This window comes from Amycolatopsis nalaikhensis (assembly GCF_030264295.1).
Classification (GTDB): Bacteria; Actinomycetota; Actinomycetes; order Mycobacteriales; family Pseudonocardiaceae; genus Amycolatopsis; species Amycolatopsis nalaikhensis.
Genome location: NZ_CP127173.1, coordinates 8,764,904 through 8,788,404 on the forward strand (window position 1 = coordinate 8,764,904; position 23,501 = coordinate 8,788,404).

The 23,501-nt window shown below is 71.8% G+C and carries 22 protein-coding genes; 13 read left to right on the forward strand and 9 right to left on the reverse strand.

The window, feature by feature from the left end; translation table 11 throughout:
• Nucleotides 1-161 precede the first annotated feature (161 nt).
• Nucleotides 162-953 (forward strand): IclR family transcriptional regulator, encoded by a 792-nt coding sequence (locus QP939_RS42495; protein ID WP_285452354.1) that lies wholly within the window; start codon nucleotides 162-164, stop codon nucleotides 951-953.
• Here the strand turns inward: QP939_RS42495 and QP939_RS42500 are convergent.
• Both QP939_RS42500 and QP939_RS42505 read right to left on the reverse strand, forming a co-directional pair.
• Nucleotides 920-1,936 carry a beta/alpha barrel domain-containing protein gene (locus QP939_RS42500; RefSeq protein WP_285452356.1) on the reverse strand — a complete coding sequence of 339 codons (1,017 nt, stop codon included), beginning with the start codon at nucleotides 1,934-1,936 and terminating at the stop codon, nucleotides 920-922. The two genes, QP939_RS42495 and QP939_RS42500, sit on opposite strands and share 34 nt — an antisense overlap.
• Entirely contained in the window at nucleotides 1,937-3,298 is a 1,362-nt protein-coding gene (locus tag QP939_RS42505) for an MFS transporter (protein WP_285452358.1), read from the reverse strand.
• A gap of 151 nt (nucleotides 3,299-3,449) precedes the next feature.
• Between QP939_RS42505 and QP939_RS42510 the strand changes: the two genes are divergently transcribed.
• Genes QP939_RS42510 through QP939_RS42535 form a run of 6 tightly spaced genes read left to right on the forward strand, consistent with a single transcriptional unit; the run spans nucleotide 3,450 to nucleotide 8,488 of the window.
• Nucleotides 3,450-4,340: a DUF6282 family protein gene (locus QP939_RS42510; RefSeq protein WP_285452360.1), complete on the forward strand. Its 891-nt coding sequence runs from the start codon at nucleotides 3,450-3,452 to the stop codon at nucleotides 4,338-4,340.
• 12 nt (nucleotides 4,341-4,352) lie between these two features.
• Nucleotides 4,353-5,216 carry a cupin domain-containing protein gene (locus QP939_RS42515; protein WP_285452362.1) on the forward strand — a complete coding sequence of 288 codons (864 nt, stop codon included), beginning with the start codon at nucleotides 4,353-4,355 and terminating at the stop codon, nucleotides 5,214-5,216.
• Nucleotides 5,213-5,983: an HpcH/HpaI aldolase family protein gene (locus QP939_RS42520; protein WP_285452364.1), complete on the forward strand. Its 771-nt coding sequence runs from the start codon at nucleotides 5,213-5,215 to the stop codon at nucleotides 5,981-5,983. Before QP939_RS42515 ends, QP939_RS42520 begins: the two co-directional genes overlap by 4 nt.
• Complete coding sequence (locus QP939_RS42525) at nucleotides 5,980-6,819, forward strand: LLM class flavin-dependent oxidoreductase (RefSeq protein ID WP_285452366.1); 840 nt, start codon at nucleotides 5,980-5,982, stop codon at nucleotides 6,817-6,819. The genes QP939_RS42520 and QP939_RS42525 overlap by 4 nt, the downstream gene beginning before the upstream one ends.
• Nucleotides 6,819-7,739 carry a 3,5-dioxohexanoate:acetyl-CoA acetone transferase gene (gene kce, locus QP939_RS42530; protein WP_285452368.1) on the forward strand — a complete coding sequence of 307 codons (921 nt, stop codon included), beginning with the start codon at nucleotides 6,819-6,821 and terminating at the stop codon, nucleotides 7,737-7,739. Before QP939_RS42525 ends, kce begins: the two co-directional genes overlap by 1 nt.
• Nucleotides 7,736-8,488, forward strand: a complete 753-nt coding sequence (locus tag QP939_RS42535; protein WP_285452370.1) for an SDR family NAD(P)-dependent oxidoreductase — start codon at nucleotides 7,736-7,738, stop codon at nucleotides 8,486-8,488. The genes kce and QP939_RS42535 overlap by 4 nt, the downstream gene beginning before the upstream one ends.
• A gap of 9 nt (nucleotides 8,489-8,497) precedes the next feature.
• On the opposite strand, the gene QP939_RS42540 is transcribed toward QP939_RS42535, so the two are convergent.
• Entirely contained in the window at nucleotides 8,498-8,923 is a 426-nt protein-coding gene (locus QP939_RS42540; protein ID WP_285452372.1) for a pyridoxamine 5'-phosphate oxidase family protein, read from the reverse strand.
• A 135-nt stretch (nucleotides 8,924-9,058) separates the two neighbouring features.
• On the opposite strand from QP939_RS42540, the gene QP939_RS42545 reads away from it, so the two are divergent.
• A complete protein-coding gene (locus QP939_RS42545; protein ID WP_285452374.1) occupies nucleotides 9,059-9,325 on the forward strand; it encodes a GlsB/YeaQ/YmgE family stress response membrane protein in 267 nt (88 codons plus the stop codon).
• A gap of 24 nt (nucleotides 9,326-9,349) precedes the next feature.
• Here QP939_RS42545 and QP939_RS42550 read toward each other — a convergent pair whose 3' ends face one another.
• Nucleotides 9,350-10,441, reverse strand: a complete 1,092-nt coding sequence (locus tag QP939_RS42550; protein ID WP_285452375.1) for a S1 family peptidase — start codon at nucleotides 10,439-10,441, stop codon at nucleotides 9,350-9,352.
• 295 nt (nucleotides 10,442-10,736) lie between these two features.
• Between QP939_RS42550 and QP939_RS42555 the strand changes: the two genes are divergently transcribed.
• Nucleotides 10,737-10,973 (forward strand): hypothetical protein, encoded by a 237-nt coding sequence (locus tag QP939_RS42555; protein WP_285452377.1) that lies wholly within the window; start codon nucleotides 10,737-10,739, stop codon nucleotides 10,971-10,973.
• Here the strand turns inward: QP939_RS42555 and catA are convergent.
• The 3 genes from catA to QP939_RS42570 are packed head-to-tail and all read right to left on the reverse strand — an operon-like array spanning nucleotide 10,966 to nucleotide 13,851.
• On the reverse strand, nucleotides 10,966-11,823 hold the full coding sequence (gene catA / locus QP939_RS42560; RefSeq protein WP_285452378.1) for a catechol 1,2-dioxygenase: 858 nt from the start codon (nucleotides 11,821-11,823) through the stop codon (nucleotides 10,966-10,968). The genes QP939_RS42555 and catA overlap by 8 nt on opposite strands.
• Nucleotides 11,824-11,848: 25 nt before the next feature.
• Complete coding sequence (locus tag QP939_RS42565) at nucleotides 11,849-12,952, reverse strand: mandelate racemase/muconate lactonizing enzyme family protein (RefSeq protein WP_285452380.1); 1,104 nt, start codon at nucleotides 12,950-12,952, stop codon at nucleotides 11,849-11,851.
• Nucleotides 12,949-13,851 carry a LysR substrate-binding domain-containing protein gene (locus QP939_RS42570; RefSeq protein ID WP_285452381.1) on the reverse strand — a complete coding sequence of 301 codons (903 nt, stop codon included), beginning with the start codon at nucleotides 13,849-13,851 and terminating at the stop codon, nucleotides 12,949-12,951. The genes QP939_RS42565 and QP939_RS42570 overlap by 4 nt, the downstream gene beginning before the upstream one ends.
• Nucleotides 13,852-14,026: 175 nt before the next feature.
• Between QP939_RS42570 and benA the strand changes: the two genes are divergently transcribed.
• The 4 genes from benA to QP939_RS42590 are packed head-to-tail and all read left to right on the forward strand — an operon-like array spanning nucleotide 14,027 to nucleotide 21,094.
• The gene (benA, locus tag QP939_RS42575; protein ID WP_285452382.1) at nucleotides 14,027-15,388 is read left to right on the forward strand and encodes a benzoate 1,2-dioxygenase large subunit; all 1,362 of its coding nucleotides are present in this window, start codon (nucleotides 14,027-14,029) and stop codon (nucleotides 15,386-15,388) included.
• Nucleotides 15,385-15,891 carry a benzoate 1,2-dioxygenase small subunit gene (benB, locus tag QP939_RS42580; RefSeq protein ID WP_285452383.1) on the forward strand — a complete coding sequence of 169 codons (507 nt, stop codon included), beginning with the start codon at nucleotides 15,385-15,387 and terminating at the stop codon, nucleotides 15,889-15,891. Before benA ends, benB begins: the two co-directional genes overlap by 4 nt.
• 9 nt (nucleotides 15,892-15,900) lie before the next feature.
• Nucleotides 15,901-18,390, forward strand: a complete 2,490-nt coding sequence (gene benC, locus QP939_RS42585; RefSeq protein WP_285452384.1) for a benzoate 1,2-dioxygenase electron transfer component BenC — start codon at nucleotides 15,901-15,903, stop codon at nucleotides 18,388-18,390.
• A 19-nt stretch (nucleotides 18,391-18,409) separates the two neighbouring features.
• Nucleotides 18,410-21,094 carry a LuxR C-terminal-related transcriptional regulator gene (locus QP939_RS42590; protein WP_352248875.1) on the forward strand — a complete coding sequence of 895 codons (2,685 nt, stop codon included), beginning with the start codon at nucleotides 18,410-18,412 and terminating at the stop codon, nucleotides 21,092-21,094.
• Here the strand turns inward: QP939_RS42590 and QP939_RS42595 are convergent.
• Both QP939_RS42595 and QP939_RS42600 read right to left on the reverse strand, forming a co-directional pair.
• Nucleotides 21,081-21,581 (reverse strand): DUF5134 domain-containing protein, encoded by a 501-nt coding sequence (locus tag QP939_RS42595; protein WP_285452385.1) that lies wholly within the window; start codon nucleotides 21,579-21,581, stop codon nucleotides 21,081-21,083. The two genes, QP939_RS42590 and QP939_RS42595, sit on opposite strands and share 14 nt — an antisense overlap.
• Nucleotides 21,574-23,493 carry a primary-amine oxidase gene (locus QP939_RS42600; RefSeq protein ID WP_285452386.1) on the reverse strand — a complete coding sequence of 640 codons (1,920 nt, stop codon included), beginning with the start codon at nucleotides 23,491-23,493 and terminating at the stop codon, nucleotides 21,574-21,576. The genes QP939_RS42595 and QP939_RS42600 overlap by 8 nt, the downstream gene beginning before the upstream one ends.
• Nucleotides 23,494-23,501: the final 8 nt, after the last annotated feature.

The window sequence follows — 23,501 nt, forward strand, 5'->3', positions numbered from 1 at the left end:
GTCGGCCAGCCATCGGATGTCTAGACCTGACGAGATGACAAGGAATGTCGTGGATCCCTGACCCGCCGGGGATTGATCCGATGGGTCAGCGAGCGCGAGCGGGTCCGGTAGCCTGTGTTCACGAAGTGAACAGCCGTCTCAGACGTCCCGCGGAGGCTCCCGTGACCAAACCGACGCGGTCCCCGGACGCCCGCGCGGACCAGGCCGACATCCAGGCGGTGAGCCGGGTCAGCCAGATCCTGTCGCTGTTCGACCCCGCCACCCCCGAGGTCACCGCGGCCGAGGTCGCCGAGCGGCTCGGGCTCAACCGCACCACCGCCTACCGCTACTGCACGTCGCTGGTTGCGGCCGGGCTACTCGAACGCAGCAACGACGGCGGCTACGTGCCCGGCGGCCTGCTGCTGCAGCTCGGCGCGTTCGCCATCGGGCACCGCCGCGTCGTGAACCTGGCGCCGCGGCACATGCAAGCCCTTTCGCGCGCGACGCAGACGAGCGTCGTGCTCAGCCTGTGGGGGCTCACCGGCCCGGTCGTCTCGCGGGTCGAGGAGAACGTCTCCACCATCGTCGTCGTGTCCGTGCGCGTCGGCAGCCACCTGCCGCTGGACACCGCGCAGAGCAAGGTGTTCCTCGCTTACCACGCCGACCAGCTGTCAATGGAACGGCTGATCGGCAACCTGTCCGGCACGGCGCGCGACGAGCTGCGCGCGGACGTCGACCGGGTGCGCGCGGTCGGGCACTGCTCCGCGATGAGCACGCCCGGGATCGTCGCGGTGGCCGCGCCCGTGTTCGACGAGTACGGCATCTGCGCCACGCTGGCGATCGTCGGCCCGGACAACACGCTGTCGATGTCGGACGACGCGCCCGAACTGCGCGTCGTCGTCGACACCGCGCGCGAGCTCACCCACGAGCTGGGCGGGCACTACCGGCCCGACGACGTCCAGCGGGCGGTGTAGGGCAGCCACGCCGGAGACGGCGGCGGCGGCACGTCGCCGTACTCGCGGGTGCCCGCCAGCGCGCTGCCGACGAAGTCTTCGCCGATCCCGGAAACGCCGTCGACCATGACCCGGAGGGCGGCGGGACCGCCGATCCACAGCGCGGTGACGACCTCGACCGCCCGCGCGCCGGAAGCGAGGAACCGCAGCACGTCCTTCGCGGTGCGGGCGCCGTTGGTGCCGATCAGGGGCACGTCGAGCTGCCGGAAAGCCTTGCTCACCCAGTAGAGGCTCATCGGCAAGCAGCCCGGAGAACTCCACGCGCCCCACGAACCGAGCACCGCTCCGCCGTCGAGATCCGGCAGGAAGCCCGGGTACCGGCCGACCAGGCCGACGGCGTCCGCGCCCGCCGCCCGGGCCGCGCGGGCGAGCGCGACGACGTCCGACGCCTGGCCCGGCAGCTTCACGAACAACGGCACGTCGACCGCGGAACGCACGACGCGCACCGCGTCGGTCACACCGTCCACTTCGGTCAGTTGCCGCACGGCCCGCGCCTCACGGCCGTGCGGGGCACCGATGTTGAGTTCGACCGCCGGAACCACCGAGGCCATCGCGCGCCCGATCCGCGCGGCCGCCTCCGGGTCACCGAGGGTGATGCTGCCGAGCACCGGGCAACCCCGGGCGGAGCCGTACGCGTTGGCGTCGGCCAGCACGCCGAGCCAGTCGTCCAGGTCCACCTGCGCGAGCCCGGAGCGGTTCAACAGGCCGTCACCGGGCATCCCGGCGCCCGGCGGCCGCACCGAGCCGTCCGCGGCGACGAACGCGTAGTCCGCGATGTCCAGCTGGCGCCGGGCGGCGGCGCTCTCGTTCACCGACTTCGCCACCACCGCCCCGGCGCCCGCGTCCACGCACGCGGTGATCCCCGCGAGGGTCATGGTCAGCTCGGACGAGCCGACCCACACCGGATTGGCGGTGACCAGTCCCCCGAGCTCCACCCGGTCCATTCAGGACAGTTTCGGGATCGTGCTGTCGTCGGCCATGTCGACGTCCTTGGTCTCCGGGCCGAGGAAGCCGCCGAGGCTGATCAGCAGGCCCGCGAGCACGATCAGGACGCCGGGGGCGAGGTGCGCGGGCATGAAGCCGTCGAACTGCTGCAGGTAGAACTGGTAGAACGCCGGAGCGATGAGGGCGAGGCTGTAGCCGACGCCGTAGCCGGTGGACCGGATGCTCGCCGGGAACCGTTCGGTCAGGTACGCCGCGATCGGGCCGAACGTGCCGACGGTGAACACGCCGATGAGCACGCCGAAGCCGAGCGCCGCGCCGAAGCCGCCGTTCGACGCCATCAGCAGGGTGTACGAACCCGCGCCGAGCACGACCATCGAGAAGCCGTAGCCGATGTAGAACCGGCGCCGGCCGATGCGCTGCGACAGCATCCCGAACAGCGGGTAGGACAACGCGGCGGCGGCGTTGATGACGAGCATCGTCAGCGTGACCTGTTTGCTGGACAGCTCCAGGTGCGCCTTCAGCTGCGCGGGCGTCACGGCCGCTTCCATGTTGGTCGCCAGCCACGTGCCGGTCATCAGCACGAACACCTGCCCGAGCGCCCGCGGGTACTTCACCAGCAGCCGGACCAGGGGGAGCTTGTGCTTTTCGCCGGTCAGCTCGGTCGGCGGCTCGTGCACCTGCTTGAGGTAGTAGCGGAACAGCACGGCCGCGAGCAGCGCGCCGACGAGGAACGGCACCCGCCAGCCCCACTGCACGTACGCGCTGTGCAGCCCGGCGGACGGCAGCAGCTGCAGCATCAGCAGCGTGATCGCGGCGATCACCGCGTACGCGGCGGGTGAGGTCGAGGTGATGATGGAGGCGTAGAGGCCGCGTTTGTGCTTCGGGCTCCACTCCATGGCCAGCGGTACCGCGGTCGTGTATTCGCCGCCGAGGAAGATCCCGTCGACGAACCGCAGGGCGATGAGGATGCCGACCGACCACATCCCGATCGTCTCGTGGCCGGGCAGGCACGCGGTCAGCAGCGTGATCGCGCCGAAGCCGCCGACCGCGACGAGCGTCGTGCGCTTGCGCCCGACCGTGTCGGCGAAGTGGCCGAAGATGACCGCGCCGAGCGGGCGGCCGATCAGCGTCGAGGCGAACACCAGTGACGCCAGCAGCGCCGTCGTGCTCGCGCTCAGGTTCGCCGCCTGGAAGTACGCCGTCGCCGGGGCCAGCACGACGATCGGCAGGTAGATGTCGAACTGGTCGACGAAGTAGGCGAGGGTCCCGCCGCGGACGGCGGCACGCACCTTGGCGATGTCCGGACCGTGCGGGGTTCCGGGACGGGCGGCCGGCTCCGCGGCCGTGGGCGGTGTGGACATCGTCGTCCCTCCGAGAGTTCCGAACCGAATGTTCACGAAGTGAACTTCAGGCAGCCTAAACATGCGTCCGTCGATACACAAGACCGGTCACAGGGTTGACAGCCGGTCTTATAGTGAACTTTGACTTCATAATGCGAACGAAAGAGGTCCCATGAGCCCCCGTCCCGCCATCGCCACCGTCCTGGACGGCCTGGTCGACATGCACGTCCACTCCGGCCCCAGCCCGTTCCCCCGGCGGTTCGACCACGTCGAAGCCGCGCAGGACGGCGCCCGGATCGGGATGCGCGCCATGGTCGCCAAGTCCCACCACCACAACACCCAGATGGACGTCCTCGCGATGAAGGGCCGGCTCGCCGACGTCAAGGCGCAGGCCTTCGGCGGCATCGCTCTGAACAGCACGGTCGGCGGACTCAACGTCCACGCCGTGCGCATGTGCCTGCGCATGGGCGGCAAGGTCGTCTGGTTCCCGACCATCTCCTCGGGCCGCCACATCGACTGCCACCCCGAGGACGGCGCGTTCCCGACCACCACCGTTCCCCTGACGCTCGAGCGCATCGACATCGTCGACGGCGACGGCGTCCTCAAGCCCGAGGCCGTCGAGATCCTCGACGAGATCAAGGAGCAGCAGGCCGTCCTCAACGGCGGGCACATGTACCCCGAGTACATCAAGACGCTGTTCCAGGAGGCGCACGAGCGCGGGATGAAGCGGATGGTCGTCAGCCACCCCGACTTCGTGATCGGCGCCGACCCGGCCGTCTGCCGCGAGCTGATCGAGCTCGGCGCGTTCATCGAGCACGAGGTCGGCATGTACGACCCCGAGGGCACCCAGAAGTGGGACCCGAAGCAGCTGCTGACCTGGATCGAGACGCTCGGCCCCGAGCACACGGTGCTGGCCTCGGACTTCGGCCAGAAGGCCAACCCGAAGCCGGTCGACGCCTGGCTGCGGGTGAGTGAGGCCCTGCTCGACCTCGGCCTGCCGGAGAAGGACCTGCGGCGGATGGTCCGCGACAACCCGACGTACCTGCTGAACCTCGACGCCTGAAAGGACCCGCGCGTGTACGAAAAGGACGATCCTCGCTCGAGCCTGGCCACTGCGGCCCGCCCGGACACCGGCGACGCGATCGCCGCCGCCCAGTACCTCGACCTGCGCGCCACCCCGGTGGTGCGGGCGCAGAACGTCATCCTGATCCACACCGACGCCCGTGACGGCGACGACCTCGACAACGGGACGCTCGAAGGCGAGCTCGCGATCGTGGTCACCGACGCCTCCCCCGCGTTCACCGTGCTCACCGCGGATGGAACGACCAAAGTGGACTCGCCGGGCCTGGTCGTCGTCCCGCCCGGCGCGTCGCGGATCAGCGTGCACGGCGACGGCCCGCTGGTCCGGCTGGTCGAGGCGACCGAGCCCGCGTGGCGCGACCGCCCGGCCAACGCGGACGCCTACGCCGAAGACCACCCGCGCGTCGCGCTGCTCGAACGGTGGCCTGCCCCCGCCGAACAGCGCGTCCGCTTCTACCCGCTGTCCGAAGTGCCGGACGACCCGAAGCGGTTCGGGCGGATCTTCCGGACGCGCTCGTTCATGGTGAACTTCCTGCCGCTGCAGGACGGCCCGCGCGACCCGCGCAAGCTCTCGCCGCACCACCACGACGATTTCGAACAGCTTTCCCTGGCCGTGCAAGGGGAATACGTGCACCACATCCGGACGCCGTGGCTGCCCGACAGCTCCACCTGGCGCGAGGACGAGCACGTGCGGATCGGCAGCCCGTCGGTGACGATCATCCCGCCGCCGACCGTGCACACGTCCGAGGCGAGCGACCCCGGCGTGAACCAGCTGATCGACATCTTCAGCCCGCCGCGGGTGGACTTCTCGGAGAAACCCGGCTGGGTCCTGAACGCCGACGATTACCCCATGCCATGAGCGCGCGCACTGGTGGCGGGCTGTTCACCCGCCCGCACACCCCCGTGGGGACGTGGCTGAAGATCGCCTCGGGCGAACCCGCCGAGATCATGGCGTTCGCCGGGTTCGACTTCGTGGTCGTCGACCTGGAACACGCGCCACTGGATCTGCAGACGGCGTACCGGCTGATCAACACGGCCGCCGCGCTCGGCATGACGCCGCTGGTGCGGGTGCCGGACAAGACGCCGTCGACGATCCAGAAGATCCTCGACTCGGGCGCGAAGGGCATCCTCGTCCCGCACGTCGACACCGTCGAGGAGGCGGCGGCGGTCGGGCGCGCGTGCCGGTTCCCGCCGCACGGCGTCCGCGGCGCCGGAGGCACCAGCCGCGCCGGGGCGTGGGGCCTGCGCCCGAACGCCGAATACCTCGCCGAAGGCAACGAGGACGTCCTCTGCATCCCGCAGCTGGAGAGCGTCGAGGCGATCAAGGCGGCGCCGGAGATGCTGGCGCTGGACACCGTGGACGCGGTGTTCGTCGGGGCGGCGGACCTGTCGATGTCGATGGGGTCGACGCCGTCCTCGCCGGACGTGCTCGACCTGGTCGCCTCGGCGATCTCGGCGGCGCACGACGCCGGGAAGCGCTGCGGGCTCGCGTTCGGCAGCGTTCCCGAGCGAGCCGCGCAGGCGGTGCGGGAGGGCTGCGACTTCGTCCTGCTCAGCAACGACACGACGATGCTGGCCGAAGCCGCGCGCGGGCTCGTCCGGGCGTTCCGGGACGCCGCGGGATGACGCTTTCCTTGCCGCGCACGGCGTTGTCGGTGGCCGAGCTGGACCACCTCGACCACGACGGCGTCGTGCGCTTCGTGCGGACGCTCGAGGAGTACGGCCACCGGATGGTGTGGATCCCGGAGGTCACCGGGCGCGAGGCGTTCACGACGGCGGCGCTCGTGCTGGCCTCGACGGACCGGCTGGTCGTCGGCAACGGCGTGGCCCGCGCGCTCGAACGCGTCCCGAAGTCGGCCGGGTCGGCGGCGCGAGACCTCGCCGCCGGGTACCCCGGCCGGTACGTGCTGGGGCTCGGGGTCAGCGGAGCGGTCCGAGAACGCGGGATCGGGCCCCTGCCGTTCCTGCGCGAGTACCTCGACGGCGTGGACAAGGTCGCGCCCGGAGTGCCGCGGGTGCTCGGGGCGTACTCGGCCGGGATCACCCGGCTCGCGGCCGAGCGGGCCGACGGGCTGATCACGTTCCTCGTCACGCCGGAACACACCCGCTGGGCGCGCGAGACGGTCGGGGAGCTCTTCCTGTCCGTCGTGCAGTGGGCGGTGGTCGGCCGGTCGCGCGCCGCCGCCCGCGAAGTCGCCCGGGAGCGGCTGGCCTACTACCTGACGCTCCCCCACCAGATCGCCAAGCTGACGCGGCTCGGCTTCACCGAAGCGGACCTGGCTCCGCCGGGGTCCGACCGGCTCGTCGACGCGCTCGTCGCCTGCGGCACGCCCGGTCAGGTGCGCGACGCGGTGCGGGCCCAGTACGACGCGGGGGCGACGCAGGTCGCGTTGACCCTGGTCGGCCCGCTCGACGACGCGAAGCTCGACGCCTACCGCGCCCTCGCCGAAGAGGAGAACTGATGCGCCCGGCCGAAAAGGTCATCATCACCACCGCCATCACCGGCTCGGTGAACATCCCGTCGCAGAGCCCGTACCTGCCGTTGTCGGCCGACGAAGTCGCCGACGCCGCACTGGAAGCCATCGAAGCGGGGTCCGCCGTCGTGCACCTGCACGCCCGGGAACCGGACGGGCGGCCCACCGCCGACCCGGCGGTCTTCGAGAAGATCGTCGGGCGGATCACCGCGCAGACCGACGCCGTCGTCAACATCACCACCGGCGGCGCGTCGTCGATGACGATGGACCAGCGGCTCGCCGCCGCGCGCGAGCTGAAACCCGAACTGGCGTCGATGAACATGGGGTCGATGAACTTCGTCTACTCCGGCATCGCCGGCAAGGTGACGGACTGGAAGCACGACTGGGAAAAGCCGTACGTGCTCAACACGTACTCGAACCCGTTCGTGAACACCTTCGACCGGATCGAGGACACCCTGCGGACGCTCGGTGCGGCCGGGACGCGGTTCGAGTACGAGTGCTACGACATCGGGCACCTCTACTCGCTGGCGTACTTCGCCGACCTCGGGCTCGCGAAACCACCGCTGCTGATCCAGGGCGTGTTCGGCGTCCTCGGCGGGATCGGCGCCGACCACGCGAACCTGGAGCACATGGTCCGGATCGCCGACAAGCTCTTCGGCGACGACTACTACTTCTCGGCCTTCGCGGCCGGGCGCGACCAGCTGAGCTTCGGCACGCACAGCGCGTGGCTCGGCGGCCACGTCCGGGTCGGCCTGGAAGACAGCCTGTGGATCGGCAAGGGGCAGCTCGCCGAGAGCAACGCCCAGCAGGTCCGGAAGATCCGCGCGGTCGTCGAAGATCTCGGCAAGCCGATCGCCACGCCCGCCGACGCCCGGGCCATGCTGGCCCTGCGAGGAGGAAACGCATGAGCCTGCTGACCGGAAAAGTCGTGCTCGTCGTCGGAGCGAGCTCCGGCATCGGCGCGGACGCGGCGCGCGTGTTCGCCGCGGACGGCGCGTCCGTGATGCTCGTGGCCCGCACCGAGAAGCCCTTGGCCGAGCTCGCGGAGAAGCTCTCCGCCGAGGGGTACGACGTCGCCCACACGACCGGCGACGTCTCCTCCGCGGCCAGCGTCGCGGAGTTCGTGGCCGCCACGGTCGCGCGGTTCGGCCGCCTCGACGGCGCGTTCAACAACGCGGCGATGGGCCAGGGCGGACGCCTCGACGAAGTGTCCGAAGAGGACTTCGACCGGATCATGGCGGTGAACGTCAAGGGCACCTGGCTGTGCCTGCGCGCGGAAATCGCGGTCATGGAGCGGCAGGGGTCCGGCTCGATCGTGAACGTGAGCAGCATCGGCGGCCTGCGCGGCAGTTCGGGCATGGGTGCCTACCAGGCCACCAAGCACGCCGTGATCGGCCTGACCCGCACCGCCGCGCACGACTTCGGGCCGCTCGGCGTCCGCGTGAACGTGATCGCCCCGGGTCCCACGGAGACACCGATGCTGGACGAGCTGCGCCGCACGATCCCCGGCGGGGTGGAGGCCCGCATCGCGGCGACGCCGTTGCGCAAGGCGGGAACGGGCGCCGAAGTCGGTTCCGCGGCGGCGTTCCTGCTCAGCGACCGGGCGAGCCACCTGAGCGGGGTGGTGCTCCCGGTGGACGGCGGGTTCACCACCTGAGCCCGCGGCTCAGCCGGGGCCGAGGTCGGCCGACAGCCAGTGCTCCGGGTGCAGGTACAGCACGGCGTGCTCGCCGAGGTGCTCCCGCTCGTAGGCCAGGAACCCGTCGACCTGGTCCGGCGGCAGGTAGCGGGCGGCCATCTCGCGGGCCCGCTCGGCGTCGTCCGGCTCCGGGCCCGTCACCGGCCCTTCCACCGAGACGTACCGGACCGACGGCGTCGTCCGCTGCACCATCAGGCTGAACCGGCCGGCCGCCGCGATCGCGCGGGCCTTGCGGGACCCGGGCGCCGTGCGCACCCACAGGGGCCCGCCCGGCGTGTACTGGTACCAGATGGGCACGGTGAGCGGCGCCCGGTCGGGCCGCTCGACGACCGACAGCGCACCGATGTGGGGTTGCGCCAGGAACTCTTCTCGTTCTTCCTTGGACAGCACCATGCGCCCGACGCTACCGGCGGGGTACGACAAAAACCGGCTGAGATCCGGGTCACGTCGGCGTGGCTCACCGCGCCGCGCGGGCGGGTGGCTGCCATCCTGTGCCGTCAGGACAGCGGGCGAACGAGAGGACTCCCCGTGGGGATCATCAGCTGGATCGTGCTCGGCCTCATCGCGGGCATCATCGCCAAGGCCCTCATGCCGGGCAAGGACCCCGGCGGCTGCATCATCACGATCCTGCTCGGCATCGGCGGGGCGTTCGTCGGCGGCTGGGTCGGCAAGACGCTCTTCCACACGCAGATCGGCACGTTCTTCGACCTGCGGACGTGGGGACTGGCGATCCTCGGCGCGCTGATCATCCTGGTCGGCTACCGGATGGTGTTCGGCGGCCGCCGCCGCGACTGACGACGGCCGCCGGAGATCCCGCGGTCAGTTCAGGCTGACGCCGTACGCGCTCAGCGCCTCGCCCACCGGCTGGAAGTAGGACGACCCGCCGCCCTTGCCCGAGGTGATGCCGAGGCCGACGCTGCCGGCGAACAGGCAGCCGCCCGAGTCGCCGGGGTTGACCAGCGCGTTGGTCTGGATCAGCTGGTACACCGAGCCTTCGGCGTAGTTCACGGTGACGTTCAGCCGCTGGACCGAGCCCGACGTGAGGTGCGTGGTGCTGCCGCTCTTGCTGATCCGCTGCCCGACCGTCGCGGTGCCGGCGGAGCTGATCCGCTGCGTGGAGCCGTTCCACAGGGTGACCGCGCCGGGTGCGCTGCCGCTGGTGTTGCGGATCAGGCCGTAGTCGTTGTTCGGGAAGCTCGCGCCCTGCGACGGGCCGATGTTCCACTGGGACACCGCGCGCGTGCAGTGACCGGCGTCGATGACGTAGTTCTGGCCGCCGCGGTTGGTGTTGAAGCCGGCCGAGCAGCGGGTTCCGCCGCCGGTGATGGCTTCGCCGTTGTAGATCGCGGTGTGCATCTCCCCGGCGACGCGCTCGACGCGGACGCGGTCACCGAGCGACGCGGCGGTCTTGAGCAGCGCGTCCGTGCCCTTGGCCGCGTCGGCGATGGTCAGCACGACCTGGTTGGTCTTCGGGTCGAGGCCGACGGTGGTGTGCGCGACGGTCGGCAAGGCCTGCAACGCTTCCTGCGCGCTCGCGAGCGCCGCGCTGGAGTGCTTGACCAGCCGGGCCTGCGCCCCGGCCGCCGTGACCTGGTCGGCGGCGGCCTGGTCGAGCACGTTGACGACCGGCTTCGCGGCCGCGTCGAGGTAGCCGTCGGCGGCGCGGGCGCCGAGTGACGCGGTGACCGCGTGCAGGGTGTCGACGCTCGCCGCCTGCGTGCGCAGCAGGGCGACAGCGGCGGACTCGCTGATCCCGGCGTCCGCGGCGAGGGAGGCGACGGCCTCGCGCTGCACGGTCGGCGAGTAGCCGTCGATGGTCGTGGCCGTGGCGGCCGGGGTGAGGAACCCGGCGACCGCGGCGGCGGCCGCCAAGGCGGTGGCGGAGCGGGCGAACAGGGGTCGGGTTGGCATACCGTGGCTCACTTTCGCGGGGGACGGTGATCCGGCGCGGTCGAGCCTGGGCCGGGGCCGGGACCCGCGGTACCGACTTTCGTCGGACAGGACAAAAGATAGGTACCGGTCAATTCGCCCGCCGAGCGCTTCGCACAGTAAACGGACAGCGACGGGAAACAGCGGGAATGGTGAGCCGCGAGCGGTCCCTGAACTGAGGTGGACGGAAAATCCGCTGTTCGCCCGCAGGCGTGCGGCCGTCCGCTGGCTATCCTTGAGAGGCAGCCACGACCGTCGCGTCCGGGAAGAGCACGGCATGAACGACCAACGGCAGGTCCTCGTGCGGGCGGAGACCCGCCGCGTGTCGTTTTCCGGCGTGGACGGTCAAGACGAGACACTTTCTTATTCGGGTGTCACTCTCATCCGCGTCCACGCCGGACGGCGCTCCGCCGAAATCTGGCTGCCGATGGGCGATCTCCCCTCCGAAGTCGACGACGAAGCGTTGATCGCCGCCCTGCGCGACGCCTATCTGTGGCGCGGCGGCCTCAATTGACCTCGGGGTCCAGGACGAAGCCGTACTCGACCGCTTCGCCGTGACCGTCGGCGGCCGGGTGGGGCGCCAGCACCAGCTCCGGCTTGACCGCCGAGGCGATGTCGTCGTCGTTGTGCTCGTCACCCGGGAAGTAGAGCTGGGCGGTCAGCAGTTCGTGGCCCGGCGCGGACACCTTGACGTGCAGGTGCGCCGGGCGCCACGCGTGCCAGCCCGCCGCCGCGATGAGCTTGCCGCACGCGCCGTCGGTCGGGATCTGGTACGGCGCCGGGCGGACCGTGCGGATCTCGAACTTCCCGTCGGCGTCCGCGGTGAACGTCGCCCGCAGGTTCCACTCCGGGATGCCCGGGGCGAACTGCGAGTAGAAGCCTTCGGCGTCGGCGTGCCACAACTCGACCTTCGCACCGGCCAGCGCGGTGCCGTCGGTGGACGTGACCCGGCCGGTCCAGACCAGCGGCGTGCCGGGCTCGTCCGGGCGCATCGGCACCGAACCGGCGGCGCCGCGCTCGGGCGCGTCCGGCACGTAGTACGGGCCTTCGATGGTGCCCTTGTTGCCCTGCCGGTGTTCCGTGGCGACCTCTTCGACGACGTGCTCGACCCAGACGTCCAGGAACAACGGCCACTCGCCGTCTTCGCCGACGCTGATCAGCCACGACTTCAGCGCGTTGTACTCGTCGTAGGTCACCTTGTTCCGGCGGATCGTGCTGTGCACGGCTTCGAGGACTTCGCGGGCCAGCAGGCTGACGCGCTCCTTCGGCGTGTTCGCGACGCCGGCGAGCTTGTCGGACTTGAAGCGTTCGGTCGCGCTGGCCCCGGACGCGGCGGCGGTGGCGGTTTCGTGGATGGCGGTCATGAATCCTCCTTGATTCGTGGTGGGGTCAGCGGTCCTGCCGGTAGTGCCGGACCTTGCCGGGATCGAGGTCGGCGCCGAGCCCGGCGCCGGGGCGGACGGCGAGCTCGCCGTCGCTGATGCACAGCGGCTCGGCGAGCAGGTCGTCGCTCATGTCGAGGAAGTTGGACAGCTCGCCCGGCCGCCGCGACGTCAGCTCGTAGGCCGCGCCGAACGCGACCGTGCACACCGAACCCAGCTGGCCGTCGATCTGGTTGCCCATCACGACTTCCAGGCCGAGGCCCTCGGCCAGGTGGTGCGTGCGCTGCGACCGCGTGAACCCGGTCCGCGCCGTCTTGATGCTCACCGCGGTGGCCGACCCGCCGAGGATCTCGCGGGTGACGTCGGCCGGGGTCACCGCGGACTCGTCGGCGATGAACGGCACGTCCAGCTGCGCGACGAGCCAACGGCGGCCGAGCACGTCGTCGGCCGGGCAGAGCTCCTCGGCGAAGAGCAGGCCCAGGTCGGCCATCTCGCGCATCGCCCGCGCCGACTCCGCCGCCGTCCAGCCGCGGTTTCCGTCCACGTACAGGCCGACGTCGTCGCCGAGACCTTCGCGCAACGCCCGCACCACGGCGGTGTCCAGGGAAACCGGGCGGCGCCCGACCTTCACCTTGAACGTCGTGATGCCGTGGGTGTCGCGCATCCGCTCGGCTTCGGCGACCATCGCGGCCGGTTCGGCGAACCCGAGCATGTGCGAGACGCGCATGCGGTCGGTGTAGCCGCCGAGCAGCTCGGTCACCGAGACGTCGAGCGAGCGGCCGAGCGCGTCCCAGATGGCCATGTCGATGGCCGACTTCGCGGCCGGGTTGCCGACCGTGCGGGCGAGTCGCGTGTGGACGGTCTCGCGGTCGAGCAGGCTGAGCCCGACGACCTGCGGCGCGAAGAGCGTCTCGATGACGGCGACGATCCCGGCTTGGGTTTCGCCGTAGGTGAACGGCCGCGGCGGTGCCTCGGCGACCCCGACGACGCCGTCGTCGGTGTGCACCCGCACCAGGACGTGCTCGGCGGTGTGCACCTCGCCGGAGGCGAACCGCAGGGGCTTGCGGTAGGGGATGGCGAACGGGATCGCCTCCACCCGCGTGATCTTCATCGGGTGTCCTCGGGTCGGACGGACGGGAACACGTCCTCGAGCGCGTCGAGGACGGTCGTGACGAGCGGGGACCGGGATTCGCGGTGCCAGGCCAGCGCCAGCTCGACGGTCGCCGCGCCGGCCAGGTCGCGGAAGACGACCCCGGCCAGCGGCAGCGACCGCGCCGAAGCCGGCACGACGCCGACGCCGAGTCCGCCGGCGACCAGGGCCAGCAGGACCGCGGTCCCGGGTGCCTCGTGCACCCGGCGCGGGGTGAAGCCCGCGTCGCGGCAGCTGCGGAGGACGGCTTCGTGGACCACGGAGTTGCGGCCGTCGTAGGTGACGAACGGCTCGGCGCGCAGGTCCGCCACCGCCACCACGGGCTCGACGGCCAGCCGGTGGTCGGCCGGCACGGCGAGGACCAGCGGTTCGACCTCGATGACGCGGAAGCCGATGTCTTCGCCGGCCACCGGCGGGCGCAGCACCCCGATGCCGAGCGTGCCGGCCCGCAGCAGGTCGCACTGGTCGACGGTGAGCAGGTCGGCGCGAACCTCGAGCTCGACCTGGGGCACCCGGTGCCCGACGGCGCGGGCCAGGTGCGGCAGGTGCGAGAACGCCGCCGTGCCGGTGAAGCCGATCCGGACCAGGCCGAGCTGGCCTTCACCGATGCGCCGGACGCCGCGGACGCCGCTGTCGACGGCGTCGAGCACCCGGCGGGTCTCGTCGAGGAAGAACTCCCCCGCCGGCGTGACCCGGACCTGCCGGGTCGTGCGGGACAGCAGCGCGACGCCGAGCTCGTCCTCCAGCTGCCGGATCGTGTGGGACAGCGCCGGCTGGGCCACGTGCAGCCGGTCGGCCGCCTTGCCGAAGTGGCAGGTCTCGGCGACGGTGGCGAAGTACCGCAGGTGCCGCAGTTCCATGGCTGCCTCCTCCCGTGCCCTCGTCGCCGTCACCCCACGGTAGGGAGCGACATTGATCGAAGACAAAGACTTGTTTTCCGCAGATTGATCGATGCTCGTTATCAATAGCACCCTAGGTCAGAACTGGGTATTTGCCTCGTGTGACCGGCGGCACGGCCTGTCACCGTTCGAAGCCATGACCGAACAGCTGGAGCACCTGTCGGCGGTCGTCGCCGACGCCGTCGTCGAAGACCCCGAGGCGGGCGTCTACCGCGCCAACCGGCGGATCTTCACCGACGAAGAAGTCTTCGAGCTCGAGATGAAGCATATCTTCGAGGGCAACTGGATCTACCTCGCCCACGAGAGCCAGCTGCCGAACCCCGGCGACTACTTCACCACCTACATCGGCCGTCAGCCGGTCGTGCTCACCCGCGACAAGGACGGCGAGCTACACTGCCTGATCAACGCGTGCGCGCACCGCGGCGCGATGATCTGCCGCCGCAAGACCGACAACCGCACCACGCTGACCTGCCCGTTCCACGGCTGGACGTTCCGCAACGACGGCAAGCTGCTCAAGGTCAAGGACCCCGACGGCGCCGGCTACCCGGACTCCTTCGACACCGGCGGCTCGCACGACCTGACCCGCGTCGCGCGGTTCGACTCCTACCGCGGCTTCCTCTTCGGCAGCCTCAACCCGGACGTCCTGTCCCTCGAAGAGCACCTCGGCGACACGACCAAGGTGATCGACATGCTCGTCGACCAGTCCCCCGACGGGCTGGAGGTGCTGCGCGGCGCGTCGACCTACACCTACGACGGCAACTGGAAGGTGCAGGCCGAAAACGGCGCCGACGGCTACCACGTCACGGCCACGCACTGGAACTACGCCGCCACCACCGCGCGGCGCAACACCGGTGAGTCCAAGAACGACACCAAGACCCTCGACGCGGGCAGCTGGGGAAAGTCCGGCGGCGGCTACTGGTCCTTCCCGCACGGGCACCTGTGCCTGTGGACGTGGGCGGGCAACCCGCAGGACCGTCCACTGTGGAACCGGATGGCCGAGCTGAAGGCGAAGTTCGGCGACGCCAAGGGCGAGTTCATGGTCCGCGGCTCCCGCAACCTGTGCCTCTACCCCAACGTGTACCTGATGGACCAGTTCTCCACCCAGATCCGGCACTTCCGGCCGATCGCGCCGGACAAGACCGAGGTCACCATCTACTGCATCGCGCCGAAGGGCGAGAGCGCCGACGCCCGCGCGTGGCGGATCCGCCAGTACGAGGACTTCTTCAACGCCTCCGGCATGGCCACCCCCGACGACCTGGAGGAGTTCCGCTCCTGCCAGCTCACCTTCCGCGCGACGGCCGCGCCGTGGAACGACATGAGCCGCGGCGCGAAGCACTGGCTGACCGGCCCGGACGAGGTCGCCGAAGCCCTGGACATGAAGGGCGTCATCTCCGCGGGCAAGAAGAACGAGGACGAGGGCCTCTACCCCGTCCAGCACGGCTACTGGCGGGACACCATGCGGGCCGCGATCGCCGCCGAACGAGGAGAGACGCGATGACCACCGCGGAAAAGACGATCACGCAGCACGACGTCGAGCAGTTCCTCTACCGCGAGGCGCGCTACCTGGACGACCGCGAGTTCGAGAAGTGGCTGGAGTGCTACGCCGACGACGTCGTCTACTGGATGCCGTCCTGGGGCGACGACGACCTGCTGACCGAAGACCCGCAGTCGTCGATCTCGCTGATCTACTACCCGAACAAGGGCGGGCTGGAGGACCGCGTGTTCCGCATCCGCACCGAGCGCTCGAGCGCGACGTCGATCCCGGAGCCGCGCACCAGCCACAACATCACCAACGTCGAGCTGATCGAGCGCCGCGGCGACGTCGTCGACGTCCGGTTCAACTGGCACACCATGTACTTCCGGTACAAGACCGTCGACCCGTACTACGGGACTTCGTTCTACACCATCGACTTCTCCGGGGCGGCGCCGCTGATCCGCCGCAAGACCGTGGTGCTCAAGAACGACTACATCCACCACGTCGTCGACGTCTACCACATCTGAGGGCCCGCCATGACGCACCAGGTAGCGCTGTCCTTCGAGGACGGGGTCACGCGGTTCATCACCTGCGCGCCGGACCAGACCGTCGCCGACGCGTCCTACCGGCAGCGCATCAACATCCCGCTGGACTGCCGCGACGGCGCCTGCGGCACGTGCAAGGCGTTCTGCGAGTCGGGTGAGTACGACGGCGGCACCTACATCGACGACGCGCTCACCGCGGACGAGGCCGGCCGCGGGTACGTGCTGCCGTGCAGTATGAAACCGAAGTCCGACCTGGTGCTGCGCATCGCGAGCACGTCCGCGGTGGCGAAGACCGAAGCCGCCACCCACCCGGCGACACTGACCGCGCTGGAGCGGCTCTCCCCGACCACCGTGGCCGTCACGCTGGAGACGCCCGACCGGGACGCGCTGGCGTTCCTGCCCGGCCAGTACGTCAACATCGCCGTGCCCGGCACCGACCAGACCCGGTCCTACTCGTTCAGCAACGCCCCCGACGAGAAGAGCTTGACCTTCCTCGTGAAGCTCACCCCGGGCGGGGTGATGTCGGAGTACCTCACCGAACGCGCGAAGCCCGGGGACGAGCTGTCCTTCACCGGGCCGCACGGCAGCTTTTTCCTGCGCGAGACCGACCGCCCGGTGCTGCTGCTGGCCGGGGGCACCGGGCTGGCCCCGATCCTGTCGATCCTGCGGACCATGCGGGCCACCGGGTCGACCCGGCCGGTGCACCTGGTCTACGGCGTGAGCACCGACGACGACCTCGTCGAGACCGCAACCCTCACCGAACTGGCCGCGCAGGTCGAAGGCTTCACCTGGGACCACTGCGTCGCGGATCCGGGCAGTTCCGCGCCCAACAAGGGGTACGTCACGACGTTGCTGCGCGACGAGCACCTGCACGGCGGCGACGTCGCGGTCTACCTGTGCGGGCCGCCGCCGATGGTCGAGGCCGTGCGCAAGCACTTCGCCGACGGCGGGATCGAGCCGACGGGCTTCTACTACGAGAAGTTCGCCCTCGCCGCCCCGGCGCGGGAGCCCGCCGCCGAACCGGCCGAGGCGCCCGGGCCGCCGCCGGACTCCGCGGTGCTGCCGGAGAACGTGCCCGGCGCGAGCCGCGCCCTCGCCGGGCAGACGGTGTTCCCGGTCGCGACCGTCGCGCCGTTGCGGGCGGGCACGCCGCCGTCGGCCGAGGCCGAGACCGCCGTCGCGCGGACACTCGGCGGGCAGGCCGTGTTCCCCGCTCCCCCGGAGCCCGGGCGGTACGAGATCGGCGAGGAGCACCCGTCGGTGCACGAGTCGGACGCCGTGTTCGAGGCGCGCCAGGCGCTGGAGCTGGGCGCGGTGGAGCTCACCATCGGCCGGCTCACCTCGCGCCAGCTCGCCGGGTACCGGCTGCTGGCCGAGTCGACGGTGCCCTATGTGGACGGTGACCGGTTCGTCGACGCGGCCGCCTACACCGAGACCAACGCGGCCTTCCACGACTACCTGTTCGGCCTCACCGGCAACGAGCACCTGCTGCAGGCCTACCGCGCGCTCGGCGTCAAGGGCCACATGGAGACCACGCTGCGCAAGGCGACCTGGTGCCACCCGCGCTGCACGCAGGACCACCTGGACATCGTGAGCGCGTTCGAAGCGGCTGACCGGGCCGCGGCCCGGCGGCTGGTCGCCGAGCACGCCGAACGCTCCAAGGTCACCACCCGGCGCGCGATGGCGGGCGCGCCCGAACGACCGGCGTTCGTCAGCCCCGGCCGCTTCGACGGCAAGGTCGTCGTGATCACCGGGGCCGCGCAGGGCATCGGCGAGCGGACCGCGCGGCGGATCGCCGCCGAGGGCGGGGCGCTCGTGCTGGCCGACCGCTCCGAGCTGGTCGAGGGCGTCGCCGGGGAACTCGAGGCCCACCCGGTCGTCGCGGACCTCGAGACGTGGGCGGGTGCCGAAGCGGTCACGAAGGCCGCCCTGACGCGGCACGGCCGGATCGACGTCCTGGTCAACAACGTCGGCGGGGCGATCCGGTTCAAGCCGTTCACCGAATTCACCGCGGCCGAGATCGAAGCCGAGCTGCGGCGGTCGCTGACGACGACGTTGTTCGCCTGCCGGGCCGCGCTGCCGTCGATGACCGAACGCGGGAGCGGCGTGATCGTCAACGTGTCCTCGGCCGCCACCCGCGGCATCCACCGCATCCCGTACTCCGCGGCGAAGGGCGGGATCAACGCGATCACCGCGTCGCTGGCCCTGGAGTACGCCGGGGCCGGGATCCGCGTGGTCGCGACGGCGCCCGGCGGGACGGAAGCGCCGCCCCGGCGGATCCCGCGGGGCGGTCCCGAGCCGGCCACCGAGCGGGAGCGGGCGTGGTACCAGGCCCACATCGACCAGACGCTCGATTCGTCATTGCTCAAGCGGTACGGCACGCTGGACGAACAGGCCGCGGCCATCACGTTCCTGGCCTCGGACGAGGCCTCGTACGTCACCGGCACCGTCCTGCCCGTCGCCGGGGGCGATCCCGGCTGAGGCGAACCACGAGGTGGACGTGAGCAGAGCAGCACCGCCGTTGATCGGGCGGGCGGACCTCGTGACCGGCCTGGCGCACCGGCTCCGGGCGGGCCACGCGCGGTTCGTCCTGCTCGCCGGGCCGTCCGGGATCGGCACGTCGGCGCTCGCCGTCCACCTCGCGGGCGAGCACGACGGCCCGTGCCTGCGGGCGACCGGCGCCGAGTGGGAGGCCGACCGGCCGTACGCGCTGCTGGACCAGGCCTGGCCGGGGCTGACCGGGCCGGACCCCCTGGAAGCCGCCGGTGAGCTCGTCCGGCGCCTCGATCCCGGCACGCTGCTGGTCGTCGAGGACGCCCAGCTCGGCGACCTGGACTCCCTGCGGACACTGGCGTCGGCCCTGCGCCACCACCCGGACGCCGGGCTGCGCGTGGTGGCGACCGCGGTGACCGGGGACCGGCGGGCCCGCGCCGAGGTGCTCGACCTGCTCCCCCGCGTCGCGACCGACCAGCCCCGGGTGCCGCCGCTCGACGCCGCGGAGATCGCCGAGCTCGCGGCCGCGTACGGCGTCGCCCTGCACCCGTCGATGGCCGAGCGGCTGACGCGGCACACCCTGGGCAGGCCAGGACCCGCCGTGCGGCTACTGGCCGAGCTGCCCCGCTCGACCTGGACCACCTTCGACCCGGTGTTGCCCGCACCGGCCGTCGTCGATGCCCGCGTGCGCCAGGCCTTGGCGGACTGCTCGCCCCCGGCGCGGTGCTTCGCCGAGGCGGTCGCGGTCCTCGGTGACGGCTCGCCGGTCCGGACCGTCCTGGCCCTCGCCGAGCTCACCGGCGACCCGCTGCCGATGCTCGACGAAACGGCCGCCGCCGGACTGGTCGAGCTCGCGCCGCGCGGCCTGACCTCCGTCGGCCCACCGGACCCGATGGTCCGCGCCGCCGTGCTCGCCCGGCTCGGGCCGCGGCGGCGGGCCGCGCTGCAGCGCCGCGCGGCGGACCTGGTCGACGACCCGGTGCGGGCACTGCGGCTGCTCGTCGCCGCCAGCCCGGTGCCCGACGCCGACGTGGCCACCCGGCTCGACGACCTCGCCGCGGCACGGGCCGCCGAGGGCGCCTGGGGCACCGCGGCCACTCTGCTCACCGACGCGAGCAGGCTCACCGACGACCCGCCCCTGCGGCAGGCCCGGATCACCCGCGCCGTCGACGCCCTGATCGGCGCCGGGGACGTGTTCCGCGCGGCCGCGCTGGCGCCGGAGGTGGAGAGCGTCCGCGAAACGCCGCTGCGCGACGCGGTCCTCGGCTACCTCGCGCTGGTCCGCGGCCGGGCCGCCGAGGCGGGCACCCGGCTGGGGCGCGCGTGGGACATCGTCAACGCCGAGCGTGACCCGGAGACCGCCGCGCTCATCTGCCAGCGCTACGTCCTGGACGCCCTCTGCCGCTACGACGGCCGCGACCTCGTGCGGTGGGCGGACCGGGCCATCGAGCTGGCCGGGCCGGACACCCCGCCCGCCGTCGAAGCCGCCGCCATCCGCGGCCTCGGCCTGGCGGGCATCGGCCGCGCCAAACAGGCGAGGCGGGACTACGAGACGCTCACCGGGCGGATCCGGCACGGCGCCCAGTCCCAGCGCGCGGTGATGGCCCGCGGCTGGCTCGGCCTGCTCACCGACCGCGTGGACGACGCTCGCGTCGACCTGGAAAGCGCGGTGCCGACGAGCTACCTAGGCGGCTCCGCGCGGATTTCGTTGTGGGCGCGGGCGTGGCTGGCGCGGGCGCAGTTCCTGACCGGCGAGTGGGACGAGGCGCTCACGACCGTCCGCGACGCGCTGGAGCTGCAGGAGCGCACCGGCATCCTGCTCACCGGGCCGCTGCTGCGGTGGACCTCGGCGTCGGTGCACGCGCTGCGCGGGGACTGGGACGACGCCGAAGAAGCGTTGCTGCGCGGGGAAACCGGCACCGGTGACTACCCGATCATGCGGCTGCCGAGCCGGTTGGCCCGCGCCCAGGTCGCCGAGGCGCGCGCCGACTCCGAAGGGGTGCTGCGGGCGCTGTACCCGCTGACCAGCCGTCCGCCGGCGTCGAGTGCCGACGAGCCGGGGCACTGGCCGTGGCACGACACCTACGCCCACGCCCTCGTGCTGCTCGGGCGGCTCGACGAGGCCGAGGACTTCCTGGCCCCGCACGAAAAACTGGCCGCCAAGCGCGACCACGCGTCGGCGCGCGCCCGGCTCGCCGCCGCCCGGGGCCGCCTGCTGGGCGCGCGGAACGACGTCGCGGGTGCGACGGCGTCGTTCGACGAAGCCGTCGAGCTGCTCGGCGCGCTGCCGTTGCGCTACGACCAGGCCCGCGTGCACTTCGCCTATGGCCAGACCCTGCGCCGCCTCGGCCGCCGCGGCCGGGCCGACGTCCTGCTCACCACCGCACGCGACGGGTTCGCCGCCATGGGCGCCACGACCTGTGTCGAACGCTGCGACCGCGAGCTGAAGGCGGGCGGGGTGAACCTCCTGCGCACCGGGGCGACGGCGCTGACGCCGCAGGAGGAAGCCGTCACGCAGCTCGTCGCGCGCGGACTGTCCAACAAGGAGGTCGCGGCGGAGCTGTTCCTGTCCGGCAAGACGGTCCAATACCACCTGACGCGGATTTACGCGAAGCTCGGCGTCCGCTCGCGGACCGAGCTGGCCGCGCGGCACACCGCCGACCCGGAGGACCGGCCGGTCAGCCGACCATGAGCAGCATGCCCGCGGCCATGGTGACCTCGGCCGTGACGGTGGCCAGGCGACGCGGTCCCGGGACCGGAGAACCGCGCGCGTGCCAGTGGAGCGCACACCGCGCCGCCGCCCACAGCACGACCACCACCACGGGCAGGAACGACGGCGTGGTGGCCGCGGTGTGCCCGCCGTGCCGGTGGGGCACCGCACCCGGGTGCGCGGCCGCCAGCGGCATCAGGACCACCAGCGCGGCCATCGCCAGCAGGTCGGCCAGCACCGGCAGGCGCGCGAGCACCGGCCGATCCGCCCCCGCCGCCCAGTACGCCACCCCGCCGAGCAGGCCCGCCCAGGCCAGCGGGCCGAGGACGGCCACGCCGGGCACCGCCATCGCGACCATCGCGGCGCAGAGCACCCCGTGGGCCCACCGGCCGCGCACCCCGCACGCCGGGTGCGCGGCCAGTCCGCTCAGCAGGCTGGCCACGGCCAGCACGGCGACCGGGTCAGCCACCGTGGCAGTGCCCGTTCGCCGACGGCGGCACGTCCAGCGTCGGGTTGCGGTCGAAGAACCCGACCGGCTTCAACGTGAACCCGGCGTAGTCGACCGGCATCACGGGCCAGTCCTCCGGCCGCGGGAAGTGCGTCAGGCCGAAGGTGTGCCACAGCACGATGTCCTCGCCGTCGACGCTCCGGTCGGCCGCGGTCCAGGCCGGCAGCCCGGCCCCGCCCGGGTGCTGGTTGACCAGGTCGCCCGCCGGGTAGCGCTCGGCCGGGTCGTACCGGGTCACCCACAGGTGTTTGGTAGCGAAGGCCGCGCGCTGGTGGATCGACGACGACTCGTCGGCCAGCAGCGTCGGCTGCCCTTCCGGGTACAGCGCGTAGGCCACGTTGCGCCCCAACCGGTTCCGGCTTTCCGGGTTGACGATGTGCCACGCGCGCGCCCGGCTGTTGTCGGCGACGCGGGCGGCCTCGGACTCCGACGTCAGCCGGGTGCGGGACTCGCGGAAGGCGTTGCCGTACGGGTTTTCCGCGCTCACCGGCAGCCTCTGGGCCTCGACCTCGTCGACGGCGTTGCGCGGGCCGTCCACGCACATGTCGAGCCGCGCGGAGAACAGGTGCTGGTGGTACGGCGCGCCGAGACCGGGCGCCAGCTGCGTCGCGTAGTCCTGGCCCTCGGTGTAGGCCGAGGTGAAGGTGATGCCGGTGGCCTTCGCCTCGAGCTGGATCGTGCCGTCGAGGTAGAGGTACCAGTAGAAGCCGTAGTCGTAGTTGCCGATGGTGGTGAAGAACGAGATCACCAGACGGCGCTGGCGGCGCGTCTCGTGGGAGCCGGCGAACATGTCGCTGTGCTTCCACAGCACGCCGAAGTCCTCTTCGTGCATGCAGATCGCGTTGCCGATCGTGCGCGGCTCGCCGAGGTCGTCGGCGACCGTGGCGTCGAAGTAACGGATTTCGCCGAGGCAGTCGCAGCCCAGCTCGAGGGAATTGGTGTAGCGGGCGAACATGTACTCGCCGCAGTCGAAGTAGTTCTGCCAGAACCGCACCGGCGACGGGTCCGCGTACGGCACCACCATCTCCGCGACCGACGCCCGGTACAGCACCGGCCGCTCGTGGAAGGACAGCTGGTGCAGCGTCAGGCCTTCCCGCTCGTTGAAGCCGAGGCGCAGGTCCCAGTTCTCCCACCGGACACGGCTGCCGTCGACGGCGAAGCTCGGGCCGTCGGGCTGGGTGATCTCGATCGGCTTGAGCGTCGTGCGGTGCGGCCCGGTCTGCGCCGGGTCGTCGAAGTTGCCCGGCTCCTGGGGCACCGGCAGCTCGCGGTGGTCGAGCACGCGGACGACCTCGCGCCGCGTCAGGTCCACGTAGGCCACCAGGCCGTCGACCGGGTGCGCCCACGGGTGGTCCTTCTCGTGGAACTGCTGGAACCCCAGCACCCGCACGATCCGGCGGCCCGCCTCCCCCGGCTCGTCGTAGGCACCGGCCGACAGCGGCACCGACCGCACGCTCGCCGGGTCGATCCCGCGGCGGGCCAGCGCCGCACACCACGTCTCGCTGCCGTTGACGATGTCTTCGACGAGCTCGAACTCGGTGTCGATGATCGGCGGCTGCCCGGACACGGCCGGGTCGATCCCGGTCACCGAGTCCACAGTGGACCGGGTGGTCGACACGACGACGTCGCGCGAGCTGCCGTCGGCCAGGTCCAGCAGCACGACCCGGAAGCGGCGCTCGACCGGCGAGCCCGGCGTGAAGGCGAGCACCTCGTCCTTGGCCGGTTCTTCGAGGGCGAAGAACGCGAACCGCACGGCGTCGCCGAGCAAACCCGCCTCGGCGAGGACACCGCGGGCCGCGGTGATCTCGGCGGCGGTCACCGGGTCGAGCGGGTGGGTGGCCGTCGTGGTGACCTGGTCGTCGGTGAGGGTCATGATCGCTC